Origin of the sequence: Shewanella sp. K8 (genome assembly GCF_028823715.1) — a bacterium.
Lineage (GTDB): Bacteria > Pseudomonadota > Gammaproteobacteria > Enterobacterales > Shewanellaceae > Shewanella > Shewanella algae.
The window spans coordinates 92999-116420 of record NZ_JAPEHY010000002.1 but is presented as its reverse complement, the minus strand read 5'-3'; the positions used below and the strand labels follow the sequence as shown (position 1 = coordinate 116420).

Here is a 23422-nt window from a genome sequence, read left to right as displayed (position 1 = left end):
GAAGTTATGTCTGGTTTTGATCGTCGTTCCTTTCTGAAAGCTTCGGTGGCCACAGCTGCTGCCTCGGCGCTGGCTGGCTGCGCCGCCAATGCCGGTTCATCTGCGCTGGCACCCAAGGCCAGTGGCCGATCTGTCATGGGGCTGGTGGTTCCGAAAATGGCTGAAGTGCGGGTGGGGCTAATCGGCGTCGGTGAGCGAGGTGTGGGGTTCATTCACCATTTCAACAACATAGAGGGCGCCAGGGTAACAGCTATCTGCGATACCGATCCCCTGGTCATAGAACGTGCCAAGAAGGTAATGAGTGACGCAGGCTTGGCCCAGCCCGGTTATTATTCCCAGGGCAAACACGCCTATCGTGAATTGTTGGCACGCCAGGATGTGGACATAGTGGTCATTGCCACACCTTGGGAATGGCACCACCCCATGGCCAAAGAGGCTATGCTGGCCGGCAAACACGCCTTTGTTGAAGTGCCTATGGGGATCACCATGGAGCAGCTCTGGGATCTGGTGGACACAGCCGAGCAAACCCAGCGCAACTGCATGATGATGGAAAACGTCTGCTACGGTCGCGACGAGCTGATGGTGCTCAACATGGTACGCCAGGGGCTGTTCGGTGAACTGCTGCACGGTGAGGCCGCTTATATTCACGAGCTGCGCTGGCAGATGAAGGAGATAGATCGCAAGACGGGCTCTTGGCGCACCAAGTATCACGCCTTGATTGACGGTAACCTGTATCCTACCCATGGTTTGGGGCCTGTGTCCCAGTACATGAATATCAACCGCGGGGACAGGTTCGACTATCTCACTTCCATGAGCTCTCCGTCGCTTGGGCGCGCAGCCTATGCCAAGCGTGAATTCCCCGCCGACCATGCCCGCAACAAGCTCAACTATATCTGCGGCGATATCAATACCAGTCTTATCAAGACGGTTAAAGGCCGAACCATCATGGTGCAACACGACACCACAACGCCGCGTCCTTACAGCCGCCATAACCTGATTCAGGGCACCAATGGGGTGTTTGCCGGTTTCCCCAACCGCATAGCGCTGGAGCAGGGCGGCAGTGGTAGCTTCCACCATTGGGACCAGGATATGACCCAGTGGTATGCCAAGTATGACCATCCGCTGTGGTTGCAGATGGGCGAGGCGGCCGAAAAGAACGGCGGTCATGGCGGCATGGACTTTTTAATGTGCTGGCGGATGATCTACTGCCTGCGTAACGGCGAGCCGCTGGATCAGGATGTGTATGACGGTGCGGCCTGGTCGGCGGTGCAGCCTCTGTCGGCGGCTTCAGTGGCCGATCGCGGTAACTCCAAGGATTTCCCCGACTTTACCCGTGGCGTGTGGCAGAGTGCCAAACCGCTTGGCATTGTAGGTTGAGGTAAGCATGTCTGCACTCAAATCCATTATTGAGGCCAACAAGGCCGGGCAGCAGGCGGGGATCTATTCCGTCTGTTCGGCCCAGCCGCTGGTACTGCGCGCCGCTTTGCGTCATGCGGCGCGGCAACGGGCGCCTTTGCTGATTGAGGCTACGGCCAACCAGGTCAATCAGCACGGCGGCTATACAGGCATGACCCCCGCCGATTTTATCGCCTTTGTAAAGAGCCTGGCCCAAAGTGAAGGTGTTGCCGAAGCGCAGTTGCTGTTCGGCGGCGATCACCTGGGGCCGGTGGCCTGGAAGCACCTGACTGCCGAGCAGGCGATGGCTGAGGCCGAAGCCATGGTGCGGGCCTATGTCGAGGCGGGATTTTGTAAAATTCATCTGGATGCCAGCATGGCTTGTCATCAGGAACAAACGCCCCTTGCCGATGAGGTGATTGCCGCGCGCGCCGCCAGACTGTGCCGCGCCGCAGAAGCGGCCAAGGCGCCGGGGCAACAGCTCTGTTATGTGATAGGCACTGAAGTACCCGCTCCCGGTGGTGTCAGTTCGCTGGAGGAGGGGCTGCATGTCACCCCGGTCGCGGCGATGAAACACACCATTAGCGCCCACAAACAGGCCTTTGCCGCCGAGGGGCTTGGGGCAGAGGTTTGGCAGCGGGTGATTGCGCTGGTGGTGCAGCCAGGGGTGGAGTTCGGCAATGCCGGGGTACATCAGTATGATGATACGCTCACCAAGGAGCAGAGCCGCTTTATTCGCGAGCAGCCCAACCTGGTGTTTGAAGCCCACTCCACAGATTATCAACTGCCGGAGCATTACGCCCAGTTGGTGGCCGGCCATTTTGCCATTCTCAAGGTGGGGCCGCAGTTGACTTTTGCCCTGCGTGAGGGGCTGTTTGCCCTGGATCATATAGAGGTCTTGCTGGTGCCGGCGGCGAAACGCTCAGGGCTTAGAGCACTGTGTGAGCAGAAGATGCTGTCTGAGCCCAAATACTGGCAGTCGTTCTATACAGATCCTGCGCTGCGGGATTGGCAACTGGGATTCAGTTACAGTGACAGGATCCGCTACTACTGGCCCGAATTGTCGCTGACCATAGACAAGCTGCTGGCCAATCTGGCAAACCCCATTCCCGAGCCCCTTATCAGCCAATATCTGCCGCTGGCCTATCCGGCCGTGGTCAGAGGCGAGCTGCCTGCCACGGCGATTGAGCTGGTACTCCATCATATCGGCCTGGTGCTTAGCCGTTATGCCAGCGCCTGTCAGCCTGCTGCCATCGAAGGATAAATCAATGCAAGTCAGTGACCTATCAAAGACCCACTTGTATCCAAAATCTGCCGCCAACCCGCTTTGGCAAGCGCCGGAGAGCGGTAAATGGACGGCGACCGAGATAGCCCAGCAGCCAACTCTCTGGCGCGAATTACAGGCCGATTTCAAACACAGGGAAGCGCAGCTCAGCGCTTTTCTCAATCCCTTGCTGGCCAAGGACAATCTGCGGATTATTCTCACCGGCGCGGGTACTTCGGCTTATATCGGCGAGGCGTTGGCAGCCTTTTTACAGCGGCAACTCAGATTGCCGGGCCAGAGGGTGGAAGCCTTGTCCAGCACGGATATTGTTTCTCACCCCAGGCTGCATCTCAACCCATTGCAGCCGACTCTGATCGTCTCCTATGGCCGCTCGGGAAACAGCCCTGAATCCCTGGCTGTGCTGGCGTTGGCCGATGAGTTGCTGACAGATGTCAGTCATCTGCTGCTGACCTGTAACCCTGAGGGAGCTTTGGCCAGCTATGCGGCCGAACACAGTCACAAGGCTTGTTTGTGGTTGATGCCCCAAGACAGCCACGACCGCAGCTTTGCCATGACCAGCAGCTTCAGTTGTATGTATCTGGCGACCCTGCTGCTGTTTGCCGAGGAAGACAAATCGCTATCCAGGGTGCTGACACTGACGGAGCAACTGCTCGAAACCCGGCTCGACGGGGTGCAGCAAACCGCCGTCCATTGCTGCAAGCGGATAGTGTTTCTCGGCGCCGGGCCGCTCAAGGCGGCGGCTCAGGAGGCGGCGCTCAAGTACCTTGAACTGACGGCCGGTATAGTGATCAGCAGTTTTGAGAGTCCGCTGGGGTTTCGTCACGGCCCCAAGTCACTGGTGAATGAAGATACCCAGATAGTGCTGCTCGGCAGCTCTGAGCCCTATGCCAGAGCCTACGATCTGGATCTTCTGGCAGAGCTGCGCGCCGATAAGCGGGCGCTGGATATCTGTTATCTGAGTGAAGAGGCTCTGGCCCAAGATGGTCAGGCCAGTCTGGAAGAGGCTTGGTTGACACTGCCCTTTATTGTTTACTGTCAACTACTTGCATTTTACAAGGCGTTGGAGCTTGGGGTGTCACCGGATAATCCCTGTCCCAGCGGCCAGGTCAATAGAGTGGTGCAGGGGGTGAAGCTACATTCGCTTGCGGTTTATACTCGGCCCGGCAGCCTGGATAACACAGAGGATTGAGCCATGTACTACGGTGTGGATATCGGTGGTACCAAGATAGAACTGGCGGTGTTCAGTCCACAATTGCGTCTGTTGGATAAATGGCGCATCGCGACTCAGGGTGACGATTATCAGAGCTTTCTGGCCTCACTCGCCTTGCAAATAAGCGAGGCCGACAGGCGTTGGCCGGCCGAGTCCGGCATCCCGGGCACTGTGGGGATAGCCCTGCCCGGGGTGATCCGCGCCGATGGCACCGTGGTCTCCAGCAATGTGCCTTGCCTCAATCAGCGTAAAGTGGCCGAAGATCTGGGCGCCTTGTTGTCGCGTCCTGTGGCTCTTGGCAATGATTGCCGTTGTTTCGCCCTGTCCGAAGCCTTGCTGGGAGCCGGGAAAGATCATGCCAGAGTTCTTGGGCTCATACTCGGTACCGGGCTTGGCGGCGGGATCTGTATCGAAGGGCGGCTTATCACCGGCGCCCACTGTCTGGCCGGTGAGTTCGGCCATCAGGGCATGGCGGCCAGCGTGCTGCTGCGCCATGGCTTGCCGCTTTACGATTGCGGCTGTGGCCTCAAAGGCTGCGCCGAAACCTATGTCTCGGGCACAGGCCTTGGTCGTATCTACCGGGCGTTTGGCGGCGAGGGTGATACATACGCTTGGCTGGCGGCGCTGCGTGCCGGTGATGCCATAGCCAAACGCAGTTTCGATGCTTATCTGGATGCCCTGGGCAGTGTGTTGGCCGGACAGATCCTCAGTCTGGATCCGGACATCTTTGTCTTCGGCGGCGGCTTGAGCGAAGTGCCGGAAATTTTGGCGGCGCTGCCGCAGGCTACCGCCAGGCATATGTTCAATGGGGTGCAGTTGCCCGAGTTTTGCGCCGCTCAATTCGGCGCCGCCAGTGGCGTTCGCGGCGCCGCCATGCTGGGAAAGGCGCTGGCGACTAGAGTGGAACAGAGCAATAGCGTGAGCGCCAACGAGCAGGTAGCGGATATGGATACCCTGTTGACCGGAGGCTGGCATGAACAGCAACACTGACAAGGCCCCGTTCTGGATTGGTGCCGATGGTGCCCTGCTCGGGCCGCAAATGAGCCGCAGTAGTGAGGTTTGGCTGCGGATAGTCGATGGCCGTATTCATACCATTGCCAAGGCGCCCAAGGAAGGTGAGGCGGCAACTCACTATGCAGGCCTTCTGGTTCCCGGTTTTGTCGACACTCAGGTCAACGGTGGTGGTGGCCGCATGTTCAACCGGCAGCCCAGCGTTGAGACGCTTAAGCTGATGTTGGACGCCCATGGCCGTTTCGGCACCACCAGCATGTTGCCGACGCTTATCAGCGACGATATCAGGGTAATGCAAGCGGCACTTGCGGCGGCCATCAGCGCCAGGGAAGCCGGTCTTGACGGCATAGCCGGGATCCATTTTGAGGGGCCGCATCTGTCACTGGAGCGTAAGGGGTGCCACAGTGAAGCACGCTTAAGAGAGCTTGGCGATATTGAGTTGGCGCTCTACGCCGAGGCTGTGTCCCAACTGGGTGTTTGTGTGGTGACTCTGGCTCCCGAGAGGGTAGGGCCTGAAGATGTTCGCCGCCTGGTGGCGCTCGGTGTCAGAGTGTCGTTGGGGCATTCCAATGCCAATGCCGAAACCGTGATGACGGCGCTGGATGCCGGAGCCAGCGGCTTTACCCATCTTTATAACGGCATGTCACAGCTGGAGTCGCGTGCTCCCGGCATGGTGGGAACGGCGCTCAGTGACCCAAGGGCATTTTGCGGCATTATTCTCGACGGTCATCATCTGCACCCGGTCAGCGCCACTCTCGCCTGGCGTGCCAAGGGGAGTCGACGTTTGATGCTGGTAACAGATGCCATGTCGCCTGTGGGCTCTGAAGAGCAGGAGTTTGAATTTTTCGGCGGTAAAGTTGTGCGCCGCGGTACTGAGCTCAGGGATCTCAACGGCTCTTTGGCCGGCTCAGTATTGGAGATGACAACGGCGGTTCGCTATGCCGTCAAGGTGCTGGGGATCCCGCTGGAGCAGGCCGTTGCCATGGCCAGCAGTACTCCAGCCGCTTTTGCCGGGCTGAATGACAGAGGCATGTTGGCCGAAGGCATGCGGGCTGACTTGCTGCTGCTTGACGATGCCCTGTATCAGTCAAAGCGCTGGCAGGGCGGCAGGCTCGCAGCGGGCGTTGAAGTTCGCAGCAAAAGCGTTTGAAAATAAGTAGCTTCAAGGGACATCTGTCCTTGGCAGCAGCTGGATAATCATTGACAGAGAATAACAATAACAGAGGAGATGCCGACAATGGGCAATAACACCCTGAATAAAGGAGGCGGCACTTTACTGCCCATGGTGCTGATTGGAATACTCTTTTTTGTATTCGGCTTCGTAACCTGGCTCAATGGTGCACTGATCCCTTTTCTGAAAATCGCCTGTGAACTCAATGAGCTGCAAGCCTATCTTGTGGCCTTTGTATTCTATATCGCTTACTTCGTGATGGCCTTGCCCATGTCCGGGCTGTTGACCCGTTTCGGTTACCGTGCCGGGCTACAGATTGGCCTTGGGGTAATGGCGAGTGGCGCACTGCTGTTTATCCCTGCGGCGCTGAGCCACACCTTTGGCCTGTTTTTACTGGCGTTGTTTGTTCTGGGAACTGGCCTTACCATACTGCAAACCGCGGCCAATCCATACATTGTTTGCATTGGTCCGCGAGAGAGCGCCGCCATGCGGATCAGCTGTATGGGCGTGGTCAACAAGGGCGCCGGTTTTATTGTTCCTTTGGTGTTCAGTGCCTGGGTGCTGACAGGTATGGATGCTTTTACGCCGGAAGCGTTGGCACAGCTCAGTGAGCTTGAGCGCACTGCGGCATTGGAGCAACTGTCTGCCCGCTTGGTGCAGCCTTACCTGGCGATGGCGGTTGTCTTGGCTCTGTTGCTGCTGTATGTGCGATTTTCGCCTCTGCCCGAACTGCAACTTGAACAGGACAGCCAGGTCAAAAGCTGTGACAGCTTGGTTCCGAGAACAGATTGGCGCGCCATTCTGGCCTATCCTCAGGCTATTCTCGGAGCACTGACTCTCTTTATGTATATAGGTGCCGAAGTGATTGCCGGTGACAGCATAGGCCTCTATGGCCAGCATCTTAAAGTGGCCGAATTTGGCATTCTGACCTCCTACACCATGGGATTTATGGTGCTTGGCTATTTGCTCGGCATACTCTTGATCCCAAGAGTAATGAGTCAGCGCAGCGCCTTGGTGGGCTCGGCGCTGGCTGGGTTGGTGTTTACTTTGGGGATCATGCTTGGAGATGAAACCAGCATGCAGCTGTCGAGTCTCTTGCTCGAACCTTTGGAGATAATGCCGCTGCCGGATCCCTTGCTTTACCTTGCGCTACTCGGCTTTGCCAACGCCTTGGTCTGGCCCGCTGTCTGGCCGCTGGCGCTGGAAGGGCTCGGCCGCCTGACTGCTGTGGCCTCGGCACTGCTCATCATGGGCATAGCCGGTGGCGCCTTGCTGCCCTTGCTCTATGGCGCCTTGGTGCATCAGGGTGTGCCTCATCAAAGCGCCTACGGGATCCTCCTTCCCTGCTATGGGATGATCCTTTATTACGCCGTTGCCGGCCACAAGCTGCGGGCCTGGTCGGGAGCGGCCGCCACCAAAGCCGTGATTGACTGAGACCTCAGTAGATCCAGAAAAATACCGCCATGCTGACGATAGTGGTCAGCAGGGTGTTGCGGGTCAGCAGTGCCAGTAAGGCAGCCAGCAGGGCACAGCTGAGGTAGGGATTGCTCAGGCTCAGTTGCAACTCGCCGTCTCGCAGAAACACTATGGGGGTGAAGATGGCGCTTAATACCGCCGGTGCCGAAAAGCCAAGGAAAGCCTGGGTTTTCTTGCCAAGCCGTATCGGCAGCCCGGGCTCAAGCAGTAAATAACGGCTGAGTATCACCAACAGAGCCATTGTCAGTATGGTTAACCAAATCATGCCTGCTCCTCACCTTGATCTTGTGTTGTCTCAACCGGTTTAACTGGACTGCTGCCCAAGAGGCTTTGATAGATATACCCCACAGCCATGGCGGTTACGGCGGCGATCAGCAGGCCCCCCGGGATAGCCAGTGCTTCACACAGGACGCTCAGCAACATGGCCGTGAGCACACATAAGGCGGTGGCAACATTGACTATCCTCGGCACCACCAAAGCGATAAAGGTGGCTGCGATGGCAAAATCCAGTCCCAGAGAGCCGAGATTATCCATAGAGCTGCCGGCGAGAATTCCGGCCAGGGTTGCCAGATTCCAGCCAAGATAAAAACTCAAACCAGCTCCCAGGGCGTACCAGGGCCTAAGGGTACTTTCCTTGCTTTGATTGGCCACCGCAAAGAGTTCATCCGTGAGCAGAAAACCCAGTGTCAAGCGCCAGCGCAGTGGCAAGGGGCTGATGGCTGGACGCATCGCCATGGCATAAAGCAGATGACGCGAGGTGATCAATGCCGTGGTAACCAAAATGGCCAGTAGGCCTGAACCTGCCTTTATCATTCCGAGGGCGACCAATTGCGCCGAGCCTGCGAAAACAAACAGGCTCATGGCTTGACTCTCTAAGGCGCTGAGGCCGGTTTCCAGTGCCAGCGAGCCGGCCAATATTCCCCAGGGGATAACAGCTAAAGTCAGCGGCATTACCGCCAGGGTACCCCGTAAAAATTCGCGGCCCCGGTTAAGTTCCTGAACGCATGATGATTGCTGATTGTGAATGGTCAATCTTGACTCCATCTTGATGATTTTTCTGTTTGAACAAATTGGCCCGGAGTGGTGCCGAATGCCCGTTTGAATTGACGGTTCAAATGGCTTTGGTCGCAAAATCCTGAGTCCTGTGCCACCTGGATAGGTGAAGCGCCCAGCCGCAACAACTTTCGCGCCAGAATTAATCTTACCTGGGTCTGGTATTGGTGCGGGGTTAAGCCAAATTGTGCCCTGAACTGCCTGAGTAACACAAAAGGCGGCAGCTGTACCAGATTGGCCAGTTCCTGGAGCGAGATGTTACTGCTGCAACTGTCTTCCAGAAACTGCCTGGCCCTATTCAGCAGGGGGCCTGCCTGGACAGTTGCAGCGGGCTTCAGCCGACCGTGACGCAGCATCAACAGGCTGAGGGTTTCGTACAAGAGGCTTTCCCGTTGCAGGCGATTACTCGAATAGTTGAGCGCTTCATGGGTGATGGCTATCAGGTGCGCCAATAGAGGGTCCTGTACCACGGGCTCGGCAAACCAGGGCACCTGTTGCTTGCTGCACAGTGCCAGTTCGGCAAACTGCTCAGGGGTAGGGTAAAGTGCTCGATACGACCAGCCATTTTCTGTTGCCGAACGGCCATTATGCACCTCATCTGCATTCACCAGAATGATGCTGTGTTTGGGAGCAACATGATCTCCGCCACTTCGGAAAAACCGCTGGGCACCACTGTCTATGATTCCCAAGGTGAAGCCTTCATGACTGTGGCGGCCAAAGTTCTGCTGATGATAGCTGGCACTGAGAGTTTCCAGGCCGCCAAGTTCTTCGGCCAGACGATAAGTCGCCCGTTCCCGCCCTTGCCTGCGGGACTTGTGGCGCAGCGCTTTGCTTTGCTGTGCATTGGCGCTTTCGGCCATCTTTATTCCCCTGTCGGTCTCTCTATCCTGCATATTAACCAGTTTACCTGGCATTGTTTTGGATATTTTTGCACGCAGGCGAGCGGTTGATTAGCTAAGACTCCCCGGGGATTGTTACGGCCAATCCTGGCCGCCATGAAGCAACAAGAATAAGTGTTAAGGTATGATTGAGTGAAAAGGGGGCCACACAGTTAGACCAAGTCTTAAACTGTAACTAAATCAATTGATTAAATTTTGCGTAAAGCTTGCTTTGGATTGAAAGGTTAATCCAAACCCCAGTAAATTTTAAGAAGAAATTTATCAAACCAACTCTAACTTGTACCTATATCGATGCTCAAACTCAGGGCGACCTCATTGCAGATGTCTTTACCCGGTAATAAGCGCATCAACCCATTCATTACATTATCAATTCTTTAACTGCCTCTTCTATTGTGAGTTTCTTTTCTGATTTAATCTCTATCGAATCGGTCAATGGTGGAAAGTCTGTTCTACAGAAAGAAGGTGATACTTTATATGAGTAATCTCTTTCTCCTTCTTTGTAGGTTATTTCGTCACCATGTAGTGATATAGGACAATCAACATCGAATTGTAGGACAAAAATGGATTTTATAATTACATTACCATCCTCTTCTATTATTTCATTATTTATAGAGTCAAATAGATCCGAAAAGAATCCTCCTAACATATCATCAGCATCAAACTCGTTTATATTAGGGTTGGTACATGTGAGTCTTATGCTTGGAGACAGCTCTAAACCGTCAATTTCTATGATTGGGTAATGTTTATCCTCCACTATTTTTGTTATATCCGATGCGTGTAACTTCTGTGTGGCAAAAAACGTAAAACATTTTACTTCTATCATTTTTCTTTAAAAACAATTGGATGGACTGTTGGTATGAAATTATATTTCTCGCTAAATGTCAATGCGAATCGGCAGTTTAGCACGGCAGTTGCAGGGGCTATGATGATGAATTAGACAGTCAAAGTTCGCTGATTATCAAATCTTAGTTCATGAAAATGTCCAATCTCCTACTTCCATCTAACTTATCAACTGGCCGAGACAGAGAAGTAACACAACAAATATGATTGACTTGATACACATACTATTGAGTTGCCATGAGGCAGGTGAGGCTCCAGTGTTCAAGGCTCACCAAGGTCAGGCCTATGTCTATGGCGCTCATCATGATTTCTCTGCCGGCCTCTCTATTTCGCATATTATCCGGCATATTACCCTGGGACCTTGCGCTGGATATTCTGTACACATACCCGTGCCGGTAAGTGAGGGATTGCGACGGTAAATCTTAGCCGCCATAAAGCAGCAAAAAATAAGTTTTTAAGGTATGCCTGACTGATTGGGCAATTTCTTGCCCGCCGGGCAATTTTTTGCTCAAGTTCGGGCAATTTTTTGCCCAGCCAATTAGGCTATTTTTTAAACAGTAACGAAATCAATTGATTAAATTTTGGCACGAAGGTTGCCTTAGCTAGGAAGGTTAATCCAAACCTCAGTGAATTTTAAAAAGGAATTTATCATGCCAACACCATGTTATATCTCTATCGAAGGCCAAACTCAGGGCAACCTCACTGCCGGCGCCTTTACTGCGGAATCCGTCGGTGACATCTTTGTGGAAGGCCATGAAGACGAGATGCTGGTTCAGGAGTTCAACCACATTGTGACTGTGCCAACCGACCCTCAGTCCGGCATGCCTTCCGGTCAGCGTGTGCACAAGCCGTTCAAGTTCACCGTCGCGCTGAACAAAGCCGTTCCCTTGATGTACAACTCACTCTCTTCCGGTGAGAAACTGACCAAGGTTGAGCTCAAGTGGTACCGCACTTCTATCGAAGGTAAGCAAGAGCACTTCTTCACGACCAAGCTGGAAGGCGCCACTATCATAGATATCAACTGCAATATGCCTCACTGCCAGGATCCCAATAAGGCTGACTTTACTCAGTTGGTTGAAGTGTCCATGGCTTATCGCAAGATAGACTGGGATCACGTCAGCGCCGGAACCTCTGGTGCCGACGATTGGCGCAAGCCCATCGAAGCATAATTCATTCAGCAACTGTTTTTCTAAGAGGTGTTCCGGCTGATAGCCGGGCGCCTCTTGTTATCTGATGTAAAGGTTTTGCAAATAGGTTTTCGATGACATTAAAAGAGTGATTCTATCGGATTAGAGTCAGGACGAACTCGAACAAGGATACCGGCTATGTTTTATCTTGGCAGTGGTTTGCGGTTTCATTTCAAGGCAGAAGCGGAGGCGGACGATAGTTTCAACCTGCTGTCGTTTGATTTTGATGAGCAGTTGTCCTCGCTCTTCAAGGGAGAGTTGATATTACTGAGCCGCAGGGATGATATTACTGCCGAGCAGATAGTCGATAAGAATGGCGTCTTGAGTATTTGGCAGGACGGTGTTCGAGTCAGGAGTTTTCACGGCATAGTCAGTCGCTTTGCCAAGGAAGACTCAGGCCATAAACAGACCCAATACAAGCTGACCATGGAACCTGCCATGGCGCGGCTGCGGCTGAGACAAAACAGCCGTATCTTTCAGGAAAAGTCCCTCAAACAGATTTTCAGCACCCTGCTTGATGAAATGGGTATCAGTGATTATGCCTTCAGTTGGGATGCACGCTACGAGTCGGAAAAGCGCGAATACTGTGTTCAGTATCGGGAGTCGGACTTTGACTTTATCACCCGTCTTGCGGCTGAGGCCGGGGTGTTCTGGTATTTCGAATTCAGTGACGACAAACATACGCTGATTTTCTGTGATGCCACCAGCAAGCTGCCAGCGGCCAAACAACTATTCCCCTATAACGCCTTGAGCGGCGGCGACAGCGAAGTGCCTTTTGTCCGCAGCTTCAGTTACGCCAAGCAACTGGCGAGTGCCAAGGCCGAACTCAAGGATTACAGCTTCAAAAAGCCCGCTTATAGCTTTTTACAGGATGATATTGCCAATCAGCTCGATTTCCAGCAAGCGGGATCTGAAGTGCTTTATGAACACTATGATTATCCGGGGCGTTACAAGGATGATGCCCAGGGAGAGCTTTTCACCCGCGCCAGATTGCAGGCGTTACGGAATGAAACCCAAATGGCATCGGCAATGTCCGATATTGCTGATGCCGGTGCCGGTATCAAGTTCAACTTGGGCGAACATCCAGATGCGGCGTTTAACCGTGATTGGTTGCTTGTGGGGGTAAAACACAGTGGGATCCAGGGCGCAGCGGCAGAGGAGGGGAACAGTAGCACCCCGACTCAGTATCAAAACCAGTTATTGGCAATTGAAGGGCACCTTCCCTGGTTACCGCTTCCGGCCACCAAACCCTTGGTGACAGGGCCACACATGGCTATTGTCGTGGGGCCGGATAATGAAGAGATCTTTTGTGATGAATTTGGCCGGGTCAAGGTGCAATTTCCCTGGGACAGATATGGCCGGGCCGATGAGCACAGCAGCTGTTGGGTTCGTGTCAGCCAGGGGTGGGCCGGTGGTCAGTACGGTTTTATGGCGGTTCCACGCATTGGTCATGAGGTCATAGTCTCTTTTCTTGAAGGCGATCCGGACCAACCTATCATTACCGGTCGCACATACCATGCTGCCAACCCTGTGCCCTATGTATTGCCGACCAACAAAACCAAAACCGTGCTCAAGACCCAAACCCACAAGGGGCCGGGATTCAATGAGTTGAGTTTTGAAGATGCCGCCGAAAATCAGCTCATCTATTTGCATGCCCAGAAAGATCATAAGCTGGAAATCAACCACGACCAGCACTATCAGGTGGGTAACGATAGAGAAAAGCATATAGGACGGGATCAGCGCCTGAACGTGGGGCAGGATGAGTTTCTGGAAATAGGTCGAGATCAGCAGGCATTGATTGGTCAGGATCAAAAGCTGGAAGTGACCAGAGACAGGCAAACCCTGATCAAGCGTCATTATCGCCTCGAAGTCATGGATCGTCGTCACGAGTACTCCAGAGCCAATCACGATTTGGAAGTGGGCGGCCATTACACCCAGAAGGTTGAGGGAAAGGTGTTATTGGAAGCCGGTGAAAGCGTACTGGTGCACACCAAGTCGCTCACCCTCAATGGCTCGGAGAAAGTCACTATTCAGGGGCCAGGAGGCAAGATATTCATAGATTCCGGCGGGATCACTCTCGAAGCTCCCAATATCAAGCTCAAGGGGCCAGTGGCTGTAACAACCGGAGCCAAGCCTCAATTGGCGACGCTGAAGAGTGCCGCAGAAGAGGGCAACCCGATAGTCGATCTTTGTCCCGATTGCGGAGAATAACAGTATGACTATGGTGAAAGAAAATAGCCTCAAGGCGTTTGGGCCCAACTACTTGGTCTTGGATGCAGCGCTATGCCCCGAGCCCTTGTGGTTTGCCAAAGGGGCCGGAGCCGAGTGTCATAGCCTGTTTGATTACAGGGATCAGGCATTGGTGGATAACGGCCCTTGGTTACTCCATCTTGCGGGACAGGACGAGCTGATAAAACTGATGCTGGAGAAAGACACCCATGGTCACAGCGCGCTGTGGTGCAAGAGTGGCCTAGCCCTGCAGCCACTGAAAGAAGCACTGGGGCAAAGGTTGTATGCCGTCAAGCCTGATGGTGAAACTACTCGTTTTCGTTTCTACGACCCCAGGGTCTTACATCACTATTTAACCGAAGAAACGCAGGCCAGAAGGGATGCATTTCTTGAGCCTTTGGGGTCAGTGCTCTATGCATCGCTTAACCCCTTTCGTTTCAATAGCCATTGGCTGTATTGGCAAAGGGAGCCGGACGGATACGGCTGCCAGGCGATATCGATTAAGGAGGATTAATATGGGGACTCCGGTTGCTTTGAAAGGACATCAACATATTTGCCCTATGTTCAGCGGCAATACCCCTCATGTTGGTGGACCGATAAACCAGGGAGAAAGTGCTCTGACGGTCAACGGTATTCCTGTGGCCTTAACCGGGCACAAGTGTGACTGCCAGGTTGGCGGGCCAGATACCCTGGTTCAGGGACATCCGAGTTTGACCGTCAATGGCATAGCCGTGGTATTGCAGGGTGCGTCCACGGCCCATGGTGGCAAAGTCATTCAGGGAGATGCTGCCTTGACAGTGTCTTAAGGAGAAGCGAATGAGCTGGGAATTGAGTCAGGAAATCATGGATGCGATGCCAAACTGGCAAAGGCGAAACCAGATCCATGCCCTCGCACGTCACCTGTTATCACTGGAAAGTCCACCAACAGATGGGCAGGCATGCTATGACTGGCTCGAGCAGCAAGTCAGTCAGGCTTATCAATATGGATTCACCGAGCTGGGCCATCTGCGCTTGGTTGCCGAGGCCTTGTTTTTGGCACAAGTGTCACTCGATGACCCGGAAGTGAGTGCCATAGTGACCAAGACCGGCTTGCCTTCAGGACGAGCGGCTATCTTGTTGCAGTGGGCCAAGGAACAGCAATCTTCTACCATGGAGTCTGGTTATGAGCTGTAACGCTGATTGTAAATGCCGCAAGGGTATTGTGGCGCTGGTGTTCGTCCCCGGTATTATGGGCACCCGCTTGATGAACAAAAAGAGTGGCGACTCAGTATGGGATCCTGCTGCCGGGGGAAAGTTCAGTGGTCCCAGCAGTACCGCCATGGAGCTGAAGGCCGAACGTGAAGCCGAGCTCGCCGCGGCGCAGGCGGACGATGATGATGGTTTCTTTGAGGGGATAGGTAAATGGTTTAATCGAAAGTGGATAGGGATAAAGGAAAAGGGCCGCGGAATAGCGGAAACCGGCCGTAAGTACCGAACCAAAGCCGCCGCCTGGCCTCGGATCAAAGATTTGATTTTTGCCGGTCCGGTACAGCGTAAAGCATTGTTGGTTAATGGTAAAACTAAAAAGAAAGGGGATCCGATAATCGATCGGGATGATCATTTATTGGTGGAAGACCCAGGCACCGATAAGTATTTCAGGGTCTATACTTCAGTACCCAAGTCGCAGATGGAACTCAAAAAGCGTCGGGGTTGGGGCGAGGTGTTATGGGACAGTTACGGCCCGCTGCTTCGATATCTTGAGTCGAAGGAGCCGTTATTTAAACGCCTGTATCCCGGGCTGCAATTCCCGGTATTTGCCGTAGGCTATAACTGGATGCGCAGCAATGAATACGCCGGGAAGCGACTCAAGGATAAACTTGAGGAATTCAGGACACAGCTACTCAAGGAAGATAAAGAAGGCGATAACCTGGGGCTGACCAAGGACGATATTAAGTTTGTGGTCATCAGTCACTCCATGGGCGGATATGCCTCCCGCGCCGGCTTTATCTTAAGCGGCCTGGAATCTCAAGTCGAAGCGGTTATCCATGGCGCGATGCCAACCCACGGCAGCCCCTCCACTTATTTTCAGTTTCGCTGCGGCGCCGTCGGCCACGGTGCTTTGGGGCAGGTCGTCAAAATGGTGCTGGGCAAGAACGCCGCCGATACCACGGCAATACTGGGCTTTTGTCAGGGCGGGCTGGAACTGATGCCCAATAAGCTCTACGTGGATGCGGCCAATAAGGGGGAGTGGCTGTTTGTCAATAAGGATCCGGCGAAACAGCCGGACAAACGGGAACTGTTGCAGATAGGCTATGGCAGTGGCATTTATGATTTCTATCGCCGTTTCGATACCTGGTATAGCCTGGTGCAGCCTCCCTTGTTGGCACCTGAGCTGGCCAATCCAACCGATGAGCAGCTTGAAAAACATAAAAATGCATTTTTGAATCGAATTACCAAATGTGAAACCTTTCACGATAAATTGGCGGCCAATTTTCACAAGACTACCACACTGCTCTACAGCAATAACCCGGACACCAAGGCGTTTGATACCTGTGAGTGGCAGCTGCAGAACGGCTTGACCCCGGGGCTGGAGACGGCGGCGGTGGAGCGCTGGCAAGTCATAGGCGATGAAAACCATGGCTGGCTCTCTGTCAAGGGCGAGGTCAAACTGCTGAGTAGTAGTGAGCTGGCCGAGCATGAACGCAAGTTAAAGAGCTGGATGGAACAGAACCGCTATGGTCATCAATATGCCCATACGCCGCCTAGGGCTCAAAGTACCAGCTTCAGGTTGGGTAGCGAGACGGCCAAGGGTGATGGTACCGTGCATGAAGGCGCGGGCAAGTACCCCAAAGGGGTGCAGACTATCGGCTTGGTGGCGACCCAGGATCATCAAGGGTTCTTTAACTGCCCCGATGTTAGGGATCTGATGGTCGGTGTGCTTCAGTCTTGGCTGCCGGATATTCACCAGAAATTCAAGGGATAGAGATGGCAGAAGGTTATCGCAAGAGGATTAAACGCGGGCTGCTCGGCAGTCTGGCATTAGTTTGTTTTTGGCAGGGAGAGGCTGTGATGGCGCAAGCGGAAAAAATACAGGAAGGGCCGGCGAGTATGGTGTTTACCAAACACTGCGTGGGACGTTTTGAGTTTGAGTTACCCCAAGAGATGCAACTGCTCACCTCGGGTTATGGTCAGCCGCAGTTCTCTATCGATATCTACCATCAGGATGATAAGGCAGAAAAGCAAGGAGTGATAACCGGTGAGCATAGGCTTGATCAATGGCTGGAGTATGTGGAGGAGTTGCGCCTAAAAGATGCTGAGCTTCATCCAACCAAGTATGTTATCAAAGATTTGGAGCCGGATTTGAAAACAGTAGTGTTTTACACAGATTATCGAAGATATGGTCCAGATAAAAAACACTACTTTGCCAGCTTCTTTTTCAAGGATTTTCCGGAGCAACAGTTGGGACTCAGCATTGATGGCCGTGCTAATGAGTTCATTGCCCGAGATGCCCCAAATGTGGATGAGATATTGCAGCAGCGGCTGCAATGGATGCGTCAGGCGATAGAGAAGATTGAATATCAGCCCTGGCCGCATAAACAGGCGGGTGTCTGTTTGCAAAGAAATATCTTGATCGCCAATCTTCAGCCACCGATTACCCCTTCAGGGCCTTATCCAACGAGCGCGTATAAGGAAGGCTCTTATCACGAAAACTATCAGGCGGAGTTTTTTAACGGAAAAGATTCACTGTTTGAGATCATCGTGAACGTGTATGGCAAAGGCGAGGAAAAGGGCTTGAAAGAGGAGCTGAGCCGCTACAGCGGCATGATGGCCTTTTTCGCCAGCAGCAAGACCAAGGTGGCCGGGCGGGAAGGGCGGCTGTTTATCAGTGATGGCAAATACTCGGATACCCAGCGGGAGTTCACCTGGGTCAGCACCGACAGCAAAATCAACAGTGTCCGTTATGCCCATATGGAGATCAGCGGCAAGATAGAGATCAAGGACTTTCCGCAGATGGCTCCCTTGAATGCCACCGATATGATAGTGGGGCTGCTCAAAGGCGTGCGGGTTAGAGAAAACGGCATGGTCGGAGTGAAGGACTAGCTATAAGAATGAAAGGTTGGAACTCTTGATTGGAGCGAAAGGGAGAAACCTTTGATAAGAGCATGCCTGAAGTCCTTAAGTTCACTGCGGCAAAAGCTGTGGTTCTGCTGCCTGGTTTGTGCAGTTTTTCCCCTTTTGACGTACGCCAAGGAGATACCGCCAAGACCGGCCGGTATGGTGTTTACCAAGCACTGTGTAGGTCGGTTTGAGTTTGAGTTACCCCAAGAGATGCAACTGCTCACCTCGGGTTATGGTCAGCCGCAGTTTTTTATCAATATCTATCATCAGGATGATAAGGCGGAAAAGAAAGGGGTGATAACCGGTGAACATAGGCTTGAGCAATGGCTGGCTTATGTGGAGGAGTTGCGTAGTAAGGCTGCGAAATATGGGCCTACCAAGTATGTGATTAGAGACCTGGAACCTGAACTTAAGACATTAGTTTATAACGAAGATTCCAGAGTTTTAATGAATGATCCTAATGCTAAGCATGATTTCTCTAGCTTTTTCTTCAAGGATTTTCCGGAGCAACAGATAGGCATCAGCATTGATGGGCGGGCAGATGAGTTTATAGCCCGTAATGCGCCCAATGTGGATGAGATATTGCAGCAGCGGCTGCAATGGATGCGTCAGGCGATAGAGAAGATTGAATATCAGCCCTGGCCGCATAAGCAGGCGGGTGTCTGTTTGCCGAGAAATATCTTGATCGCCAATTCCCAGCCGTTGAAAAATGCCGAGGGTTCTTACCATGAGAACTATGGGATGGAGTTTTATAACGGTAAAGACTCACTGTTTGAGATCCTGGTGAACGTGTATGGCAAAGATCAGGGCAAGGCGCTGAAAGAAGAACTGAGCCGCTACAGCGGGATGATGGCCTTTTTTGCCAGCAGCAAGACCAAGGTGGCCGGGCGGGAAGGACGGCTGTTTATCAGTGATGGTAAATACTCGGATACCCAGCGGGAGTTTCGTTGGGTCAGCACCGACAGCAAAATCAACAGTGTCCGTTATGCCCATATGGAGATCAGCGGCAAGATAGAGATCAAGGACTTTCCGCAAATGGCGCCCTTGAATGCCACAGATATGATAGTAGGGCTGCTCAAAAGCGTGCGGGTGCGGGAAAACGGCATGCAGGGCGTGACTCAGCATCGCCCTCAATAAATGTTTAGTTGCAGGCTTGCTTTAGCACCTGCAGTAGCCCGGTTTCAGAAGCTGCCAGCTCAGTTTGTTCGTTTAATACATTTGCCAGTATGGTGTCTGTGGTCAGCGGGTTGGCCAGCACCACCCGGAATACAGTCACGGTTTCTCTGTGATAACGGGCGGGTTGGATCCGGGTGCGGGACACAAAAGACTTGCCTTGTTCACGTTGTTTCTTCTGAATGGCGCGAGTCAGGTCATCAAGAATGCCATTGATCTCTTTGACCTTTTCAAGATTACCCTGTGCCAATTGCCGGTTCAGAGCGGTTTGTGCCCAAGAGGGGCGCCAACGGTAGGTGAGCAGACACAACTCGGGCGCACTCACCAGTTCAAATTCGCTGTGTTGCTCAATCAAGCTGGCAAAGAAGCGGGCCTTTTCCAGCGAATTATTGATCAGTATTTCATAGCCTTCCTTGCCGATTATCTGCATGCAGGCATGCACCAGCATGGCCATTCCGGGACGGGAACCTTCCAGAGTCTGGCTGCCCAAGTCCTTGGAACCTTTACGCAAAATATATTCGGCATGATGCACAATTGCCCGCGCCAGTTCAGGCTGTTTGAACAGCACCATACCAGCCCCCATAGGAACATACATCTGTTTATGGGCATCTATGGTCACTGAGTCTGCCAGTTCTATCCCTTTGAGCAGATGGCGATATTTGCTGGATAACAAGCTGGCTCCGCCCCAGGCGGCATCAATATGAAAGTGGCAATTGAGCTCGGTTGCCAACTCGGCCAGCTCAGGTAGAGGATCTATGTTACCGGTTTCTGTGGTGCCGGCGACGCCAACTATCGCCATGACTCGGATGCCCTGCCGGGCCAGCTTGGTGGCCGCCTCGCGCATGGCGTCAACATCGACCTTATTGTTGGCATCGGTCGCGATTGAAACTATGTTATCCCGGCCAATGCCCAACAGATCGGCAGCTTTGCCCAGAGAGTAATGGCCGCGCTCGGACACCAGTATCGCCAGGCTCTTCCAACCGTAGTGGCAGAGCGCCGCGCCTAAGCCTTCACGATTGATACCGCGAAATTCACCGTCAGCCTTGAGCAGTTGGTTGCGGGCAATCCATAGGGCGGTGATATTGGCTACAGTGCCGCCGGAGCAGAAGGCTCCCAGAGCATGATTGGCGCTGTGCATCCACTGGTGATAGAAGTCGGTGGTTTCGCCATAAATGAGGTGATGCATCATCCCCAGCACCTGCCGCTCCATGGGCGTGAAGGCCTTGGAGGTTTCGATTTTGACCAGATTCTGATTCAGGCCCACCATCATTTTCGACAAGGGCAACACGAAGTAGGGCAGCGCCGATGTCATATGGCCGATAAAGCTGGGAGCGGCGGTGTGTACTGAATGCGCCACCAAATTCTGCATCATCTCTTCTGTGTAGTCAGAAACAAATCTGGGTTGACGCGGGATTTCAAAGGCCTGGAAATCCTTTTCGATTTCACTCAGGGGCTTTTCCAGTGCGGCGATATTCTGGGTCAGGAAACCGGCGAGATCTTCAGACAATGCCTGCTCTATGCGGCTCAGGGTCGATTCCGGTGCTTCGGGCACGGTAAAGATACGCATCAGAGAGTTTTCTGAGGCGGTGGCCTGGCGTTGCTTGCTGGCGGTCATGGGGCTTTGGTCTCACACTGTATCTGCCTGTGTCTGCACAGGTCTTGAAATGGCAGCTCACTTTACTGCAAGGATTGCGGTCAGACAAGTTGAAACTGAAGCGAAAAAGCGGCGGGCCACAGAGGTTGACCCGCGAAAAATCAATTGGCGTTATTCAGTTGCAGAGCCAGCAGAGCGGCGATATTGCTCGAGGTGCGCTGCAGATTGGCTCTGGCTTCGGCCAGCGCCTTGGGCAAGTCGCAGGCCGAGGGAATGATATCAAAAATGGCGCTCATTCCCTGCTCCAACACCAGCTCTGAGCCAGCTCCCAAACAGCCGGCAATACCAATCACGGGAATGTTGCGCGCCTTTGCCAGGCGCAAAACTCCCATGGGCGTCTTGCCATAGATAGTTTGTCCATCTATGCGTCCCTCGCCGGTGATAACCAGTGCTGCGCCTTCGAGTTTGGCATCCAGCCCCACAGCCTGCATGACTATGTCGATACCGGGGCGCAGCTCGGCGCCCAGAAATGCCATCACCCCAAGTCCCATGCCACCGGCGGCGCCGGCACCACTTTGCAGGCGCTTATCTTCAAAGCCGCTCTGAGCCAGGATATCGGCAAAGTGGCCGAGGGCGGCGTCAAGCTCGGCGACCATTTCCTCAGTGGCTCCCTTTTGCGGCCCGAATACCGCCGAAGCGCCGCGCTCGCCACATAAAGGGTTGTCCACATCACAAGCCACTTCAAAATGGCAGTCAGTGAGCGCCGGATGCAGTTGGCTGCAGTCCAGTGTTGCCAAGGCCGCGAGCGCCGCCCCGCCCGGGCTCATTTCCAGCCCGGCACTATCCAATAGTTTGGCGCCCAGCGCCTTGGCCATACCGGCGCCGCCATCATTGGTGGCACTGCCGCCAAGGCCTATGATGAAGTGGCGAATGCCACGTTCCATGGCATCGACAATCAGCTCGCCGGTGCCGTAACTGGTGGTGAGCCTTGGATTGCGAAACGCCGGGCTGACATGATGCAGCCCGGAGGCGGCCGCCATTTCGATAACTGCGGTTCGGATGCCACTGGTGCCACCCTCTGTACCCAGAATGCCGTAATGGGCCTTCACAGCTTGTCCGAGTGGGCCACAGACTTCAAGCTCGACCAGGTGACCATTGGTCGCATCGACCATAGATTGCACTGTGCCTTCGCCTCCGTCGGCCACCGGCACTTTGAGGTACTCGGCATCCGGCAGCCTGTGTTTAAAGCCTGCTTCAATTTCATTGGCCACTTCGAGGGCGCTCAGGCTTTCCTTGAAGGAATCCGGCGCTATCACTATTTTCATCTGATTTCCTGTACAACGGGCTGCCGGTGAAACCGGCAGCAGCAAGGGAAGAGTTTAGAGCAGAACCAGGCTAAGCAGCCAGACGAAGATGATGGCGGTGATCCCCTGAATTAGGGTCGCCATAGTCTGAGCCCGATAGGCCTGGGCTACGCTCATACGGCTAAACTGAGTGACTACCCAGAAGAAGCTGTCGTTGGCGTGGGACACTGTCATGGCTCCGGCGCCTATGGCCATGACGGTCAGCACCCGGCCCATTTCGCTGCCAAGGCCGATATCTCCCAACATGGGGGCCACCAGAGCCGAAGTGGCTACCAGCGCCACTGTGGAGGAGCCTTGAGCCGACTTCAGTGCCGCCGCCACCAGGAAGGGCATAAAGATACCTATACCCAGAGCCGACAGTGAAGTACCGATAAAGTCACCGATAGGCGTGGCTTTGATCACAGCGCCAAAAGCGCCGCCGGCCCCGGTGATCAGCAGTATGGGGGCGGCAACAGCCAGGCCCTGTGAGATACGATCGGAAAACTCTTTGACCTTGTTGTCGCCCTTGATCAGCAAGAGTGACAGCCCCAGGCCTATCATCAAGGCATTGAGCGGTTGGCCGAGGAAATGGAACAGGCTGAACAGCATGCCTTCACCCATGGGCTTGGAAGGGAAGGCGGCGATAGAGCCAAGGCAGATCAGCAAAATAGGAACAAAAATAGGTGAGAACGCCGCCAAGGGGCTTGGCAGTTTGCCATAAGCAGCCTTGAGTGTTTCAAATTCTTCGGCAGAAGCCTTGAGCTCTTCGGCGCCTTCGCCATCCGGCTCAGTGTTCATAAAGCGGTTGGCCCAGAGCAAACCGGCGAAGGCGGCAACGGCAGAAACCAGGATACCGACGGCAATCACCAGCCCCAGACTGGCTTCCAATTGCAGGTTACCGGCGGCGGCAATCGGGCCGGGAGTCGGCGGCACAAAGGTGTGGGTAGCATAGAGGCCGGTGGCCAGGGCAACGCTCATGGCAACGCTGGAAACCTGCATTCTGTTGGCCAGCGACTGTTTCAGGCTGTTGAGGATCACAAAGCCCGAGTCACAAAACACCGGGATGGAAACGATATAACCTATGATGGACATGGTCAGGGTCGGGAAACGCTGCCCGAGCACCTTGATGACCACATCGGCCATGGTGATGGCCGCGCCGCTCTTTTCCAGCACTGTGCCTATGATAGTTCCCAGGACTATCACCAGCCCTATGTAACCAAGAATACCTCCAAAACCACCACTGATGGTTTTGGCGATTTCCCCGGCGGGCAGGCCGAATCCGAAGGCGGCGATAAATGACGCCAGCAGCAGCGTCAAGAAAGGGTGTAGTTTAAATGTTGAGGTGGCGATGACAATAAAGATGATCACCGCCAATAGTACTAGTACCAGGCTCATAAGTGTCCCTTATTGGGTCGTTATTTGTGTAGGGTTGGGGCGCCGGCGCGAAGGCGGGCTGGC

Annotated in this window: 21 protein-coding genes; 14 read left to right on the top strand and 7 right to left on the bottom strand. The window is 53.9% G+C overall.

The window, feature by feature from the left end; genetic code table 11:
• Nucleotides 1–6 precede the first annotated feature (6 nt).
• From ON072_RS01965 to ON072_RS01940, 6 genes are all read left to right on the top strand, one after another.
• On the top strand, nt 7–1377 hold the full coding sequence (locus ON072_RS01965) for a Gfo/Idh/MocA family protein (protein ID WP_028780309.1): 1371 nt from the start codon (nt 7–9) through the stop codon (nt 1375–1377).
• Nucleotides 1378–1384: 7 nt separating this feature from the next.
• A complete protein-coding gene (locus ON072_RS01960; protein ID WP_096141327.1) occupies nt 1385–2659 on the top strand; it encodes a class II D-tagatose-bisphosphate aldolase, non-catalytic subunit in 1275 nt (424 codons plus the stop codon).
• A gap of 4 nt (nt 2660–2663) precedes the next feature.
• Nucleotides 2664–3869: an SIS domain-containing protein gene (locus ON072_RS01955; RefSeq protein WP_107004584.1), complete on the top strand. Its 1206-nt coding sequence runs from the start codon at nt 2664–2666 to the stop codon at nt 3867–3869.
• A 3-nt stretch (nt 3870–3872) separates the two neighbouring features.
• On the top strand, nt 3873–4880 hold the full coding sequence (locus ON072_RS01950) for an ROK family protein (protein ID WP_025886687.1): 1008 nt from the start codon (nt 3873–3875) through the stop codon (nt 4878–4880).
• A gap of 49 nt (nt 4881–4929) precedes the next feature.
• A complete protein-coding gene (gene nagA, locus ON072_RS01945) occupies nt 4930–6051 on the top strand; it encodes an N-acetylglucosamine-6-phosphate deacetylase (protein WP_186298887.1) in 1122 nt (373 codons plus the stop codon).
• 87 nt (nt 6052–6138) lie between these two features.
• Nucleotides 6139–7506, top strand: coding sequence for an MFS transporter (locus tag ON072_RS01940; RefSeq protein WP_144224614.1), 1368 nt, complete (start codon nt 6139–6141; stop codon nt 7504–7506).
• A gap of 4 nt (nt 7507–7510) precedes the next feature.
• Here the strand turns inward: ON072_RS01940 and ON072_RS01935 are convergent, their stop codons facing one another.
• The 4 genes from ON072_RS01935 to ON072_RS01920 all read right to left on the bottom strand — a co-directional run bounded on the left by ON072_RS01935 (nt 7511) and on the right by ON072_RS01920 (nt 10323).
• A complete protein-coding gene (locus ON072_RS01935) occupies nt 7511–7813 on the bottom strand; it encodes an AzlD domain-containing protein (RefSeq protein ID WP_045282425.1) in 303 nt (100 codons plus the stop codon).
• A complete protein-coding gene (locus ON072_RS01930; RefSeq protein WP_375336409.1) occupies nt 7810–8580 on the bottom strand; it encodes an AzlC family ABC transporter permease in 771 nt (256 codons plus the stop codon). Before ON072_RS01930 ends, ON072_RS01935 begins: the two co-directional genes overlap by 4 nt.
• Entirely contained in the window at nt 8577–9494 is a 918-nt protein-coding gene (locus ON072_RS01925) for an AraC family transcriptional regulator (RefSeq protein ID WP_245003300.1), read from the bottom strand. Before ON072_RS01925 ends, ON072_RS01930 begins: the two co-directional genes overlap by 4 nt.
• A gap of 364 nt (nt 9495–9858) precedes the next feature.
• Nucleotides 9859–10323: a hypothetical protein gene (locus tag ON072_RS01920; RefSeq protein ID WP_044734212.1), complete on the bottom strand. Its 465-nt coding sequence runs from the start codon at nt 10321–10323 to the stop codon at nt 9859–9861.
• Nucleotides 10324–10990: 667 nt separating this feature from the next.
• Here ON072_RS01920 and ON072_RS01915 point away from each other — a divergent pair.
• The 8 genes from ON072_RS01915 to ON072_RS01880 all read left to right on the top strand — a co-directional run bounded on the left by ON072_RS01915 (nt 10991) and on the right by ON072_RS01880 (nt 18991).
• Nucleotides 10991–11509, top strand: coding sequence for an Hcp family type VI secretion system effector (locus tag ON072_RS01915; RefSeq protein WP_025009852.1), 519 nt, complete (start codon nt 10991–10993; stop codon nt 11507–11509).
• Nucleotides 11510–11665: 156 nt separating this feature from the next.
• Nucleotides 11666–13738: a type VI secretion system Vgr family protein gene (locus tag ON072_RS01910; RefSeq protein ID WP_144224609.1), complete on the top strand. Its 2073-nt coding sequence runs from the start codon at nt 11666–11668 to the stop codon at nt 13736–13738.
• A gap of 4 nt (nt 13739–13742) precedes the next feature.
• Nucleotides 13743–14270, top strand: coding sequence for a DUF4123 domain-containing protein (locus ON072_RS01905; RefSeq protein ID WP_144133817.1), 528 nt, complete (start codon nt 13743–13745; stop codon nt 14268–14270).
• Nucleotide 14271: 1 nt separating this feature from the next.
• Entirely contained in the window at nt 14272–14562 is a 291-nt protein-coding gene (locus tag ON072_RS01900) for a PAAR domain-containing protein (protein ID WP_025012114.1), read from the top strand.
• A gap of 10 nt (nt 14563–14572) precedes the next feature.
• Complete coding sequence (locus ON072_RS01895; RefSeq protein WP_096141319.1) at nt 14573–14929, top strand: hypothetical protein; 357 nt, start codon at nt 14573–14575, stop codon at nt 14927–14929.
• Nucleotides 14919–16718, top strand: coding sequence for a hypothetical protein (locus tag ON072_RS01890; RefSeq protein ID WP_107111835.1), 1800 nt, complete (start codon nt 14919–14921; stop codon nt 16716–16718). The genes ON072_RS01895 and ON072_RS01890 overlap by 11 nt, the downstream gene beginning before the upstream one ends.
• Nucleotides 16719–16720: 2 nt before the next feature.
• Nucleotides 16721–17836 (top strand): hypothetical protein, encoded by a 1116-nt coding sequence (locus ON072_RS01885; protein WP_107111836.1) that lies wholly within the window; start codon nt 16721–16723, stop codon nt 17834–17836.
• Between the two features lie 135 nt (nt 17837–17971).
• Nucleotides 17972–18991 carry a hypothetical protein gene (locus ON072_RS01880; protein WP_144190904.1) on the top strand — a complete coding sequence of 340 codons (1020 nt, stop codon included), beginning with the start codon at nt 17972–17974 and terminating at the stop codon, nt 18989–18991.
• 4 nt (nt 18992–18995) lie between these two features.
• Here ON072_RS01880 and panP read toward each other — a convergent pair whose 3' ends face one another.
• The 3 genes from panP to ON072_RS01865 form a co-directional block, all read right to left on the bottom strand.
• Complete coding sequence (panP, locus tag ON072_RS01875) at nt 18996–20642, bottom strand: pyridoxal-dependent aspartate 1-decarboxylase PanP (RefSeq protein ID WP_144224607.1); 1647 nt, start codon at nt 20640–20642, stop codon at nt 18996–18998.
• Nucleotides 20643–20782: 140 nt separating this feature from the next.
• A complete protein-coding gene (locus ON072_RS01870; protein WP_144224605.1) occupies nt 20783–21946 on the bottom strand; it encodes a glycerate kinase in 1164 nt (387 codons plus the stop codon).
• Between the two features lie 54 nt (nt 21947–22000).
• Nucleotides 22001–23359, bottom strand: coding sequence for a GntP family permease (locus ON072_RS01865; protein WP_144224603.1), 1359 nt, complete (start codon nt 23357–23359; stop codon nt 22001–22003).
• Nucleotides 23360–23422 lie beyond the last annotated feature (63 nt).